The following is an 11999-nucleotide window of genomic DNA, read 5'->3' on the forward strand; positions in this document are numbered from 1 at the left end:
AGAGTGTCCGGTTTTCGGGGTCCACCTCACTGATCACCGAACACGCCTCGCACCCGCCGGGATCCAAGGCAACCGAGGACACGATTTTTCCAACCGCTGATGAGACGCTGGCCTCGCTCGCGCTCGATCCCCGTCAGTGGCGGAGGCTTTGCATCTGCGCCATCGCGCGCACCAGCACCCGGGCCGAGGTTCTTGGCGAAACGGTCGAGGACAACGTGATCTTCATGGAACGGCTAGGATAGGCTACAATCTCCCTGCAGGCCCGCAAGGGCCTGCAGCCCACCCGAGACGATTGTACTGCAGGGGATCACATCCTCCTAACCCCCCTCGATCAAGGGCAGATCGAATTCAAACTTCATCTCATAGCCAGTCGCGTGCAAACCCGGCTGTACCTCGTTCAGCAGCATCCGGCCTTGCATCACAGGGCCCATTCATCTTCGTCAGGGCGGTATCCTGGGGCTGAAGCCGCATCGAGATCGCCTCGGCGGCGCGTTTCAGATCCCTGTGGCAGAAGCCCACCTCCGAGAATAGAGGGAGCGAGACAGGTCATCGCCATCGAGTAGCGACGTTGTGAGCCAAGAGCATCCGCACCGCGTTCAGAACACATCTCCCAAATTTGTTTTTGGACGCTCATGCCCGGTTGAGAACTTCTCAATCGCCTTGTCCGACAGAACGCTCGACCATCGTGTCGTTGGGAGGATCAGAGGACGCGGAAAATGCAGATTGCGACGATCGGGGCGCTGGCGCTCTACGCCTTTGTCATGTCGATCACCCCGGGGCCAAACAACATGCTTCTCGCGAACGCGGGGCTGGTGTTTGGCTTTCGGAGCACCATACCGCAGATCGTTGGCATTCCGACCGGTGTGATCTCCCAGATCCTGCTCGTGTCCGCCGGTCTCAGCAGCCTTTTCGCACAGATTCCCAGTATCCAGTTGGCACTCAAGGTGGCTGGGACGTTCTATCTGCTCTGGCTCGCCCTGAAGCTTTGGAAAGCAGATGCGCTGGCGCAATCACCTAATGCCACCCCGATCTCGTTTTCTCAGGCGCTGCTGTTCCAGTTCATCAATCCGAAATCTCGGCTGATCGCGCTCACCGCCGTGTCGGCATTTCTGCAGCCCGAAAAGGCGGTTCTTCCCCAATTGCTAATTATTTGCTTCGCCTTCGCATTGATCGGCACCCCATGCATGGCCGTCTGGTCTGCCATGGGGTCCGCCCTGCGACGCCACCTCTCGAGTCCGGCCAGCCTCAGGCGCGCAAACCGAACCCTCGCGGCGCTCGCATCGGCGACGTGCATCATGTTCTGGCTCCGAAGGTGGACAAGGCACGCCAAGCGCATTCGATGCCTGATCTGGTGATCTGGCTGTCATATTTTCGGCTTGCCGGGTTCTGGCTAATGGCTGGGCTCCTCCTCGTTCCAGCTCTCGCGGTGGCGATGTCTCTTATGCAGGAGCCCTGCTTCGAAGGCAGGTCATCTCAGGTGGCATTTCTGGCCTTGGCCGCGCCACTTGGGGTTGTGCCGGTCCTCCTGCATTGGAATTACGGACGACGGAAAGGCCCGATATTGACATTCACGGCGCAGGGCATCCTCATGAACGCCATAGATCCCCAGGCGATCATCCCGTGGAGAGATATCGACGTCAGAGCAAGTTGGCACGTTCTCGGGGGGCTGGCGGACGATCCTGACCTTCCGATGTGTCGGCCGACCTCCGAAAGAGGGAAGACGTGCCGGCCCCGCTGATCTTTACGAATTGCGACTTCCCAACATTGCAACCAAAGGCTGCCTGAGCCTGCAGAGGCTTGCCAGGTCCTACAAGAAGGCGACGATGACGGAAGAGCCGCAAAGCCCACCTTAACTGTCGACGGGCGGCGCAGTATGAATTATCTATAATTCATGAAACACACCCCTGAAGAGACCCAGTCCGCCCGCATCGCCCGCGTCCTTGCCGACCGTATCATCTCGGGCGAGATTCCGCCCGGCGCGCGCCTCCGGCAGGACCATGTCGCTGCCGAGTTCGGCGCGAGCCATGTCCCGGTGCGCGAGGCCTTCCGCGAGTTGCAGACCCAGGGTCTGGCAGAGAGCGAACCGAGGCGCGGCTTTCGCGTCACCGAATTCGACGTGGCCGAACTGCGCGAGGTGGCCGAGATGCGGGCGAGCCTGGAATCCCTCGCGCTGCGCCACGCCGCTCCCAGCATGACTCGCGCCATTCTTGAGGAAGCCGAAGAGGTTACGCGCCACGGCGACAGCGCCACCTCGGTCCGCGAATGGGAAGCGGCGAACCGCCATTTTCATCGACTTATCCTTTCCCCCTGCGGGATGCCACGGCTGCTCCGGACCATCGACGATCTGCAGGCCGCAAGTGCCCGGTTTCTCTTTGCCGCCTGGCGCCGAAATTGGGAGGCGCGCACCGACCACGATCACCGCGCCATTCTGGACGCTCTGCGCAAAGGGCGAACCGACCTTGCCTGCGCCACTCTGGCGCGCCATGTCGGCTGGATCGGCAAGCGCAAGGCGGCGACGAAAAATGCCGACCCGCGGGAGACTTATGAATTTCTCGGATAATTATCTATAATCGTGATTGCCCGTATGTCAAAACCTCCCCGTAATTGTAGATAGATTCTTCAGCTATCTTCGGAGGACAGACCGATGGCATCTTTCACCCCCTCTCTGAGACATCCCGCGTCGCTCTGGCGCGGGCTTGGTCTGGCGCTTGGCGGCGCGGCACTGATCACGCTGGGCGCCAAGGTCCAGATCCCGTTCTGGCCAGTGCCGATGACGCTGCACACGCTGGCCGTCTTCCTGGTGGCCGCAACCCTGGGCCCGCGGTTGGGGGCGGCCGCGATGGCCGCCTATCTGGGCGCCGGCGCGATGGGGCTGCCGGTCTTTTCGGGTTCACCCGAACGGGGCATCGGGCTGGCCTATATGGCGGGGCCGACGGGCGGCTATCTGCTGGGCTTTCTGCTGGCCGCGCCGCTGGTCGGTGCCCTGGCGCGGGGGCGCGGAATGATCGGCACGGCGCTGGCGATGGTCGCGGGGCTGGTCGTGGTCTATGCCGGCGGCCTCGCCTGGCTTGCCACCTTCGTGCCGGCACAGAAGCTGCTGGCGGCGGGGTTCACGCCCTTCATCCTCGGTGATCTGGTCAAGGTTGCGCTGGCCTCTGGGTTGATCGCGGCCGCCACCCGCCTGAAAGGTCGCGCGCAATGATCCGCCCGGAAATCCGGACCGACTGGACCATGGAGGAGGCACGGGCGATCCATGCCCTGCCCTTCCCTGATCTCATGCACCGCGCCCAGACGTTGCACCACGCGCATTTCGACGCGACCGCGATCGAGACCGCGAGCCTTCTGAGCATCAAGACCGGCGGCTGCCCCGAGGACTGCGGCTATTGCTCGCAATCGGCCCATCACGAGACCGGGGTGAAGGCCACCAAGCTGATGGGAACCGAGGAGGTTCTGGCCGCCGCACAGCGCGCCAAGGCCTCGGGCGCGCAAAGGTTCTGCATGGGGGCCGCCTGGCGCAGCCCCAAGGACCGCGACATGGACAAGCTCTGCGACATGGTGCGGGGCGTGTCCGAGCTGGGGCTGGAAACCTGCATGACGCTGGGGATGCTGTCGCCCGAACAGGTCGCGCGGCTGAAGGCGGCGGGGCTGGATTTCTACAACCACAACATCGACACCTCGCCCGAGTATTACGCCCAGATCGCCACCACCCGCACGATGGAGGACCGCCTCGACACGGTCGAACAGGTGCGCAAGGGCGGCATCAGGGTCTGCTGTGGCGGCATCCTCGGCATGGGTGAGGCCGAGGAGGACCGTATCGCCATGCTGGTGACGCTGGCGACACTCCCCGCGCATCCCGACAGCGTGCCGGTGAACCTCTGGAACGAGATCGAGGGCGTGCCGGTGCAGGCGCGGGCCCAGGCCGTCGATCCCTTCGCGCTGGTGCGGATCGTGGCGCTGGCCCGCATCCTGATGCCGGCCTCGGTGGTGCGGCTGTCGGCCGGGCGCACGGGGATGAGCGACGAGTTGCAGGCGCTGTGCTTTCTTGCCGGAGCGAACTCGATCTTCGTGGGCGACCAGTTGCTGACCACCGGCAACCCGGCGGCGTGGAAGGATCAGGACCTGCTGACCCGGCTCGGCATGCACATCGCCCCCGCGCAGGCCCGGCCCCGGGTCGCGGCGGAATAGGCTCAGCCCGGAACGCTTCGGGCGAGGATCTCCACCGCCCGGGCGATCTGCCCTTCGTCCAGCGCCGCAAAGCCCAGACGGAAAGCTTGCGGCGCCGGGCCCTCCAGCGCAAAGCGCGTACCCGGCAGCAGGGCCAGACCCGCCTGCCCCGCAGCTTCGGCCCAATCCTCGGCTGACCTCCCCTCGCAACGCAGCCACAGCGCCAACCCTCCGGCGGGCAAGTCGAATGTCGCCCGCCCGGCGAGGTGTTCGCCCAGCAGCGCCGCCAACAGATCCCGCCGCGCCCGGTAGACCCGCCGCGCCTTGCGGGCGTGACGGCCGAGATCGCCATCGCGGATCAGTTCCGCCAGTGCCGCCTCCAGCGGAGCGTCGCCCTGCCGGTCGATGGCGGCCCGCGCCTCGGCCATGCGGGTCAACAACGGCTCGGGCGCCAGCGCATAGCCCAACCGGATACCCGGCGAGAGCAGTTTCGACAGCGAGCCCACGTAGATCAGCGGCAGGTCTTCGGGCGCACGGGCGGCGAGCGGCAGCACCGGGCGGCCCTCGAAGCAGTACTCGTGGTCGTAATCGTCCTCGATCAGCGTGACCCCATGGCGCTGCGCCAACTCCAGCAGCTGCAGCCGCCGCGCCGCGCCCATCGTCACCGTGGTCGGATACTGGTGATGTGGCGTGACATAGACCGCCCGGATGCGTGGGTCGCCGGCCAGCGCCTGCTCCAGCACGTCGATCCTGAGGCCCCCGCCATCCACCGGCACGCCCCGCACCTCTGCCCCCGCCGCGCGGAACGCCTCCCAGGCGAGCGGATAGCCCGGTTCCTCGACGGCGATGACCTCGCCCGGCGACAGCGCCGCCCGTACAGCCAGGAACAGCGCCATCTGGCTGCCCCGCGCGATCAAGAGCCGCGACGGCTCCGCCACTACGCCCCGGTCCGTGGCGAGATAGCCCGCCAGTGCCTCGCGCAGCGCGGGCGTGCCGCGCGCATCGCCGTAATCGGCCCCGGCGCGGAAGGCGGGCGACAGCAGCGCCCGGCGAAAGGCCCGGGCCAGCGCTTTGTCGGGCACCAGCTTGGGGTCCGGCGCGCCGTCGGTGAAGGCGAGCCCCGCGCGTGGCGCCACCGGGTCCATCGGCGTGGGCGCGGGTCTGCGGACCAGCATCCCCTGCGGCAGATCCTGCGCCACGAAGGTGCCCCGCGCCGGTTCGGCCTGCAGCCAGCCCTGGGTCAGCAGCTCCTGATAGGCGGCATCCACCGTGTTGCGATGCACCCCCAGCTCGCGCGCCAGCGCCCGCGTGCCGGGCAGCCGCGCCCCGGGCTTCAGCCGCCCGCGGGTGATGTCACGGGTGATGGCCTCGGCGAGGGCGAGGAACAGCGGGCCGCCATGGCCCGGCTCCATCTCAAGGGCAAGAAGCTCGCGCATGTCGAAAACCGGCCTATCCCAATCATTAATACTGGCACTTTTGCCTAGGCCAGTGTTTTGCCACAGAGGCCAAAAACGCAAGAGGCTCCGACGATGAAATCCGCCCTGATCCTGCGCCACCTGGCCTTTGAAGACCTCGGGTCCTTTGCCCCGGTTCTGAGGGACGCCGGCTATCAGCTCCAAGACATTGAGGCGGCTGTGGACCCACTGCCCGATCCGCTGGAACCGGACCTGGTCGTCGTGCTGGGTGGCCCGATCGGCGTGAATGACGGCGCCGCGTATCCTTGCATGACAGAGGAGCGGAACTGGCTGGCCATGAGGCTGGCGGCGGATCGCCCGACCCTCGGCATTTGCCTCGGCGCACAGCTCATGGCCGCGGCCCTCGGATCCCGTGTCGCACCCATTGCCGAGAAGGAGATCGGCTTCGCGCCCCTGACCCTAACCCCGCCTGGCTGGGCCGGCCCGCTTGCCCACCTCTCGGACATCCCGGTACTGCACTGGCATGGCGAGGGCTTCGACCTGCCAGCCGGAACCGAGCGCCTAGCCGCGACCCCCGGCTGCGAAACACAGGGCTTCGCCCGGGGCCGCAATATTCTCGGCCTGCAATTCCACCCCGAGGCCGGGATGCTGCCGGATTTCGAACGCTGGCTGATCGGCCATAGCGCCGAACTGGCGCAAGCGGGGATTGCCCCGGAGGCGCTCCGGCAGGACGCCAGGGCACATGGCCCGGCCCTGCGGACCGCCGGTCAGGCCATGCTGAAACAATGGCTGCGGGGGTTGGATGAATGAGGCCCGCCACGCTCCTGACAGGTCGCGCCGCTCCCCTGCCCGGATGCGACACGCTGAGCGGGATCGGCAAGACGGCGGTTACCCACCCGCTGAGGCTTGGCCCCGAGGGGTTCGAAGGCGACGAACAGGTCGACCGGCGCGTACATGGCGGCGTCGAGAAGGCCGTGCATCATTATCCGCTCGATCATTACAGCGACTGGCGCGCGGAACTCGGCGACCTTCAGGCGCTGACCGCTCCCGGCGGGTTCGGCGAGAATATCTCGACCGCCGGGCTCACCGAAGCGGAGGTCGCCGTCGGCGATACATTCCGGCTGGGCGGCGCGCTGATCCAGGTCTCGCAGGGGCGCCAGCCCTGCTGGAAGCTCAACCACCGCTTCGGCGTGCCCGACTTGGCGCGGCGCGTGCAGCAGACCGGGCGCACGGGATGGTATTACCGGGTGCTCCAGACCGGCACAGTCGCGCCCGGCGACCGGCTGGAGCTGATCGACCGCCTGGCACCGGACTGCACTTTGCGACGGCTCTGGCACGCTCTCTATGTGGACCGGATGAACCTGGTCGAACTAGAAGGCATCGCTGAGCTCGATGTCCTGGCCGAGGGCTGGCGCAAATACGCGGTCCGCAGGCTGGAAAGCCGCCGGGTCGAGGACTGGAGTGCAAGACTGGACGGCAAGGCATGACCCCTCCCCCCTTCGTGATCTCGATCCAGAGCCAGGTGGTCTTCGGCCATGTCGGCAATTCCGCGGCGCTCTTCCCGATGCAGGCGGCAGGCCTCGAGGTGGCGGCGATCCCCACCGTGGTCTTCTCGAATACACCCGATTACCCGACCCTGCGCGGCCGCGCCCTGCCGCCCGAATTCTTCTCCGACCTGCTGCAAGGCGCGCGCGAACGCGGTCTGCCCGAGCGGGCGGATTATATCCTCACCGGATATATCGGCTCGCTCGACGTGGCCGAGATGGTGGCGGATTTCGTGGCCGAGGCGAAGGCCGCGAACCCGAGCCTGCGCTACATCTGCGACCCGGTGATGGGCGACACCGGTCCCGGCCTCTATGTCCCCGAAGCCATCGCTGGCGTAATGCGCGACCGGTTGCTGCCGATGGCCGACATCGCCACGCCGAACCCCTTCGAACTCGCCTGGCTCACCGGGCAGCAGATCCGCACTCTGGCGGATCTTCAGGCCGCGCGCGAGGCGCTGCACATCGCGCCCGAAGCGCATCTGATCGCCACCGGCTGCGTGCTCGACGACACCGGCCCCGGGCAACTAGAGACGGTGCTCTTGGGTCCCGAAGACCTCAGCCGCCACCCGACCAAGCGCCTGCCGATCTCCCTGCCCGGCACCGGCGATCTCTTCGCTGGGCTTGTGGTCGCGGGCATCGGGCGGGGCCTTGCCCTGCCCCGCGCCATCGAGACCGCCCAGACCCTAACCGCCCGCGCCCTCAGCCACGCCGAGGCGCTTGGTGCGGGCGAGGTGGTGCTAAGCGAGCCGGAATTTCGTCGCGCGCTGCTTTCGCTTGGGTCCGGCTGAGGCCGGGTGACGCGGACATCGTGGCCTGATCAGTCTGCGCTTAGAGTCACCTGACCTGACCCGTTCAGGGTGCGAACGGACTGCCAAAATCCGTATGAAACCCGGTGGGAATTTGTTCAAGGCAAGGAAGATGCTGCACGCTTGAATATCTCCGCCTCCGGCCCTTAGCTGCCGGTCGGTTTGGCATCTCGCTGCTCCACAGCGTTCCCGGAAGCCGCCGTTCAGCGCTACAAGGTGCGACTGGTTGATCGCCAGAATAATAAATCCATAAGCACACCTACATTCGGTTAACATTATCCCAAAAATCTATTGTCGCATCGAAGTAGCGCTCAATGTCGGAATCCTGCACACGCATGGCGTAAGCCCTCAGGCCAACTCTATCATAGTGGACTTGAGTATTTACATCCTGATGGGACCATAGGCCGGGATTGAGCGCTCTCAAGCGTATTGCCGCCGGGCCGTCTCCATGACGCGCGGTGCTGACTAGTTCCCAAAGCTCAGTAATATCTGCGATCTTGATCATTAATGCAGCGGTCGAGCCTTTCACCTCGGCGACATGCTTGAATAGGCTCCTACGATCGGCGCGTTCGATCATTGGCCTGAGGTCCGCTCGATCAAGAGACAGCCATAGCCGTAGATTCCTTTCAAAGGTAGCTCCAATGGTGAGGGCGAAGCTCAGCCTCATTTCATAGCAAAGAGAATTATGACTGTTGTCGCGGGCAATTTGAACCATAAATCCCCGTGGACCACCTACTAGCTCACGAGGAATTGGCTGTAGTTGTCTTAAGGCGGGGACGACAACTTTTTCCTGAAACTCACGCATCTTATGCGCATTGATTGACGCCTGACTGTCACGTCGCCTTGCCAAATCGCCCCTCCAAACAGAATACGTCGTACTGATGCTATGTCCTGCAGCGTGCCGTCAACCTGTGCCTTTTCCATCGAGTCTAGAACATCAGGAGGGGTCTCTATAGACCAGTAGCCCGTCCGTACTGTGGGCGCATCTGCTCGGCACAGAACCGCGCGAGGCATCGAGTTGGAACAGAGTGGGGCTCGACACCTCCTCTCCCGCGACCCATTGTTGACTGTCGCTCAAAATGCGCGACGCAGCGTTGCGTCTCCAGAGCAATCGTTTGTGTCAAGAGCAGCGAAGGGATCCCGGAAAGGCAGCAACGCGCCCTTGTTTAGGTCGTTCGATGTGTGAGAAGGTGCGCTCCTGAAAGCAGTCGCTCACTTCATCTGGAACCTTAGCAAGGTCCAGCAGGTTGGTTAGATCTCTTGTGATAGCAGGGGGCGGGGCAGCATCAGCGAAGCAGGTCGGGGAGTTCGTAGAGCAGCTTCAACGCGTCCGACCAACCGACGTCGGAGAATAGGCGCAAGACCTCGACAAGCGCGGAGCGGCGCGTGTCATCCTCAAAGATTGAGCGGTGATCGCCAATGTAGCGCGTGATCATCCGCACGATGACCGGCGCGGCAAGGCTCTCGTGATGATAGCCCTCCCGCGCAGCCGGGCCTGTCAGCAGCGCATGGAGCGAGTCGAACACGCTGGCCGGATCGCCGGGGATCAGAAACTCATAAAGTTCGACGAGATGATGGTGCGTCGAAGGTTCGTGCGACGCCGCAAGCAGTGCGAGCATCGGGCGATAATTGACAAGGAACCGGCGCATCGTGTCGGGGGACATGAGCACGACGGACGCTTCGCGACTGTCGGCATGCGCGCCCGAGCCGAAATAAAGCTGATTCATGAGGTGGCCGATCACCGACTCTGCCGCTTTGTAGGTGGCGATGGCGGCCTCGCGCTCGGCGCCCTCGACCGTCCCGCCCGTCACCGCGGCATCACATGTACGCTTGGTGGGTCGACTACGGGGGACTCGGCGGCGGGATCAGACATGCGACTGTGACACGCTGACAAAGAATTTCGAGGCATCACTCAAATAATTCATTGTAAATCATAGTGTTATAGACTACGAGAATTTTAGGTCGCGGTGACCATGAACGTTAGTTATTAATAGCGCTGTGTGACCATAATGGACACGGCGTGATATGGATACGGTAGTTGAGTATTTACGGGTCAATGGCCCGAGCCTGACGAGCGAGATTGCTGAGAGCCTTGTCAGCTCTGAGGGCATCTCGCCTGAGGCTGCTCGTAAGCGCGTTTCTCGCTCAAGGGTTGAAGTCAAACGGCTGGCCTTCCTCGTCTTCCCGCGCAAAGCTCGATTCGTCTATCTCCCTGGCCAGTTCGGTAGTGATCTTTACTGGTCGCGGCTTGTTGCTGCGCTGCAGTCCACCAACTCAGCATACGGGTACGCGATCGCGGCCGTGCGGGCACGCGGCGACATCGTGCCTGAGGCCTATTTTCCAATCGTATCCGGAGCGCCGGTTCGCCAGGCGCGGCACCTTTCGTCAAGCTTGATCGCGGCACGGCTTGAAGAGATAGGGCTGTTCAGGCGCATCGCCGTTCCAGGCGTCGGGCCGTGCATCGCCATTGCTAAGGACGATGAGTATTACCGCCACATCGGCATGGAGACTAACGCTCGTCTAACGGCAGAAGACATTTTGCTTGCGGCGGTGCGTGACTGGGCGAAGAAGCTTGGTCTTGTAAGCTATGATCGCGTTGCCGTTCGCAGCCGTGAGAAGCTGGCCACGGTCGGGACATTCGCTTGGGATCTGACTGCTCCGACATATCTGGGCGGCATGTCCACTGTCACAAAGAGCGGCACGTCCAAGCCGGGATTCCTAGTAGCCGATGTGTTGCTGTCCGATGCAACGGCGGTTTCGACCGTAGAGCCATTTGTGCGAAAATGCACGACACTTCGTGCGTTGCGCAATGTCGGGCCATGCCTGCAGATGTTTGTAGCCGAGCGGTACATGAAAACCGCGTTCCAGCTGCTGAAGAAGCACGGCATCATTCCGGCCACGCCGCGCACGCTCTTTGGCAAAGAGGTTGCCGAGGCACTGACGCAGGTCGCTTCGGTGCTGACCAACGTCGCACGACACATCATCGATCAGGATAAGCTTGATGAGATTTTCAAGCGCCTTGGCAAGATCGAGGGTGCCGCAACGCAGCTGCGCGGCACGCTGTTCGAATTCATGGCAGCAGCTTACTGGCGAAGAGGTGCCGACAACGTCGCTCTGAACCGCATCTACAAGGTTGAAGAAGGCGAGGCGGAGGCTGACGTTGTTGTCGTCCGCAACGGTGTCTCCGTCACCTTTGTGGAGTGCAAGGGTTACAGCCCTTACGCTACGGTTCCGGACGAGCAAGTTCTACGGTGGCTGCAGGTGCGCATCCCGAGACTCTACAAGTATGCGCGGCAGCATCCCGAGTGGTCCCGTCTGCAGATCCACTTTGAGCTTTGGACTAGCGGTAAGATCAACGACGACATGGCGGCGCAGGTGAGCAAGGCGAAGGCAGAAGTTAAGTCAACGCGCTATACACTCGACCTAAAGCTCGGTTCGGACGTGCTGGCGGCGTTTGAGAGCCGACACGAGACTGAACTGGCGGCAGCGTTTGAGAAGCATTTCGTTCCGGTGGTGCGGCTCAGTGACGAGGACACTGAAGAAGCTCTCATCGACGAGTCCAAGGACGATAATGATGGCTGGGACGCGTTTCTGACCGTGAAGCCGCGGCGCCGAAGTGTGGTCCGCGCGAAGGCTTGAAAGAGCGGATGGAGGTGCCGGTCACCGAAGAAGGCGGAGATGGATAAGGGCGTCCGATGATTTCGCTCATCACATGACTGTCAACTACGGGATCCCGATCAACATGCTACGGGACAGCATCCGACAGGGTTGGCTGGCTCAGCCGACCCGCCCCCCCCAAAAAAAACGGGCGGGGCCGGCCCAAAGTGGACGGCCGGCCCCTCCAGCTCCAGCACGCCGCAGTGCGGCTTCCCCAGACCGGCCCTTCCTACTTGGCTCAGCGGTCCTGACCGACGAATGCGGCTGCGGGGACAAACCGAGCACCAGCCCGATTTGTCCGCTGCTTTGGTGTCAAAGCAAGAAGAGGCCTAACCCCTCGATCACCTGGCGCGACGTGGTTTTAATACTTGACGTTGCCCTCAGAGCTGGCTGCGGAAATCTGAACAGCCGGG

At 63.5% G+C, this 11999-nt stretch carries 11 protein-coding genes and 1 pseudogene; 9 read left to right on the forward strand and 3 right to left on the reverse strand.

Going from position 1 to position 11999, the window contains the following annotated elements:
- The 5 genes and pseudogenes from CG50_RS17360 to bioB all read left to right on the forward strand — a co-directional run.
- A pseudogene (locus CG50_RS17360) lies at positions 1 to 242 on the forward strand (class I SAM-dependent methyltransferase); the annotation flags it as partial.
- A 474-nt stretch (positions 243 to 716) separates the two neighbouring features.
- Positions 717 to 1355, forward strand: coding sequence for a LysE family translocator (locus CG50_RS15675; protein WP_051910093.1), 639 nt, complete (start codon positions 717 to 719; stop codon positions 1353 to 1355).
- Positions 1356 to 1891: 536 nt separating this feature from the next.
- Positions 1892 to 2560, forward strand: coding sequence for a GntR family transcriptional regulator (locus CG50_RS15685; RefSeq protein WP_036640491.1), 669 nt, complete (start codon positions 1892 to 1894; stop codon positions 2558 to 2560).
- An 84-nt stretch (positions 2561 to 2644) separates the two neighbouring features.
- The gene (locus CG50_RS15690) at positions 2645 to 3202 is read left to right on the forward strand and encodes a biotin transporter BioY (protein ID WP_036640494.1); all 558 of its coding nucleotides are present in this window, start codon (positions 2645 to 2647) and stop codon (positions 3200 to 3202) included.
- Positions 3199 to 4185: a biotin synthase BioB gene (gene bioB, locus CG50_RS15695; RefSeq protein ID WP_036640498.1), complete on the forward strand. Its 987-nt coding sequence runs from the start codon at positions 3199 to 3201 to the stop codon at positions 4183 to 4185. Before CG50_RS15690 ends, bioB begins: the two co-directional genes overlap by 4 nt.
- Before the next feature lie 2 nt (positions 4186 to 4187).
- Here bioB and pdxR read toward each other — a convergent pair whose 3' ends face one another.
- Positions 4188 to 5600, reverse strand: coding sequence for a MocR-like pyridoxine biosynthesis transcription factor PdxR (pdxR, locus tag CG50_RS15700; RefSeq protein ID WP_036640501.1), 1413 nt, complete (start codon positions 5598 to 5600; stop codon positions 4188 to 4190).
- A 93-nt stretch (positions 5601 to 5693) separates the two neighbouring features.
- On the opposite strand from pdxR, the gene CG50_RS15705 reads away from it, so the two are divergent.
- Genes CG50_RS15705 through pdxY form a run of 3 tightly spaced genes read left to right on the forward strand, consistent with a single transcriptional unit; the run spans position 5694 to position 7911 of the window.
- Positions 5694 to 6389 carry a glutamine amidotransferase gene (locus tag CG50_RS15705; protein ID WP_036640503.1) on the forward strand — a complete coding sequence of 232 codons (696 nt, stop codon included), beginning with the start codon at positions 5694 to 5696 and terminating at the stop codon, positions 6387 to 6389.
- Positions 6386 to 7066 carry an MOSC domain-containing protein gene (locus tag CG50_RS15710; protein WP_036640505.1) on the forward strand — a complete coding sequence of 227 codons (681 nt, stop codon included), beginning with the start codon at positions 6386 to 6388 and terminating at the stop codon, positions 7064 to 7066. Before CG50_RS15705 ends, CG50_RS15710 begins: the two co-directional genes overlap by 4 nt.
- Positions 7063 to 7911 carry a pyridoxal kinase gene (gene pdxY / locus CG50_RS15715; RefSeq protein WP_036640508.1) on the forward strand — a complete coding sequence of 283 codons (849 nt, stop codon included), beginning with the start codon at positions 7063 to 7065 and terminating at the stop codon, positions 7909 to 7911. Before CG50_RS15710 ends, pdxY begins: the two co-directional genes overlap by 4 nt.
- A 277-nt stretch (positions 7912 to 8188) precedes the next feature.
- Here the strand turns inward: pdxY and CG50_RS16955 are convergent, their stop codons facing one another.
- A complete protein-coding gene (locus CG50_RS16955) occupies positions 8189 to 8734 on the reverse strand; it encodes a hypothetical protein (RefSeq protein ID WP_152559567.1) in 546 nt (181 codons plus the stop codon).
- Between the two features lie 481 nt (positions 8735 to 9215).
- The gene (locus CG50_RS15720; RefSeq protein WP_036640510.1) at positions 9216 to 9740 is read right to left on the reverse strand and encodes a hypothetical protein; all 525 of its coding nucleotides are present in this window, start codon (positions 9738 to 9740) and stop codon (positions 9216 to 9218) included.
- A gap of 214 nt (positions 9741 to 9954) precedes the next feature.
- Between CG50_RS15720 and CG50_RS15725 the strand changes: the two genes are divergently transcribed.
- Entirely contained in the window at positions 9955 to 11568 is a 1614-nt protein-coding gene (locus CG50_RS15725; RefSeq protein ID WP_051910094.1) for a hypothetical protein, read from the forward strand.
- Positions 11569 to 11999: the final 431 nt, after the last annotated feature.

Source organism: Paenirhodobacter enshiensis (assembly GCF_000740785.1).
In the GTDB taxonomy this organism is placed as follows: Bacteria; Pseudomonadota; Alphaproteobacteria; order Rhodobacterales; family Rhodobacteraceae; genus Rhodobacter; species Rhodobacter enshiensis.

Coding starts and splice junctions, on each gene's coding strand:
- CG50_RS15675 (WP_051910093.1), top strand. CDS start 717: ATGCAGATTGCGACGATCGGGGCGCTGGCGCTCTACGCCTTTGTCATG.
- CG50_RS15685 (WP_036640491.1), top strand. CDS start 1,892: ATGAAACACACCCCTGAAGAGACCCAGTCCGCCCGCATCGCCCGCGTC.
- CG50_RS15690 (WP_036640494.1), top strand. CDS start 2,645: ATGGCATCTTTCACCCCCTCTCTGAGACATCCCGCGTCGCTCTGGCGC.
- bioB (WP_036640498.1), top strand. CDS start 3,199: ATGATCCGCCCGGAAATCCGGACCGACTGGACCATGGAGGAGGCACGG.
- pdxR (WP_036640501.1), bottom strand. CDS start 5,600: ATGCGCGAGCTTCTTGCCCTTGAGATGGAGCCGGGCCATGGCGGCCCG.
- CG50_RS15705 (WP_036640503.1), top strand. CDS start 5,694: ATGAAATCCGCCCTGATCCTGCGCCACCTGGCCTTTGAAGACCTCGGG.
- CG50_RS15710 (WP_036640505.1), top strand. CDS start 6,386: ATGAGGCCCGCCACGCTCCTGACAGGTCGCGCCGCTCCCCTGCCCGGA.
- pdxY (WP_036640508.1), top strand. CDS start 7,063: ATGACCCCTCCCCCCTTCGTGATCTCGATCCAGAGCCAGGTGGTCTTC.
- CG50_RS16955 (WP_152559567.1), bottom strand. CDS start 8,734: ATGCGTGAGTTTCAGGAAAAAGTTGTCGTCCCCGCCTTAAGACAACTA.
- CG50_RS15725 (WP_051910094.1), top strand. CDS start 9,955: ATGGATACGGTAGTTGAGTATTTACGGGTCAATGGCCCGAGCCTGACG.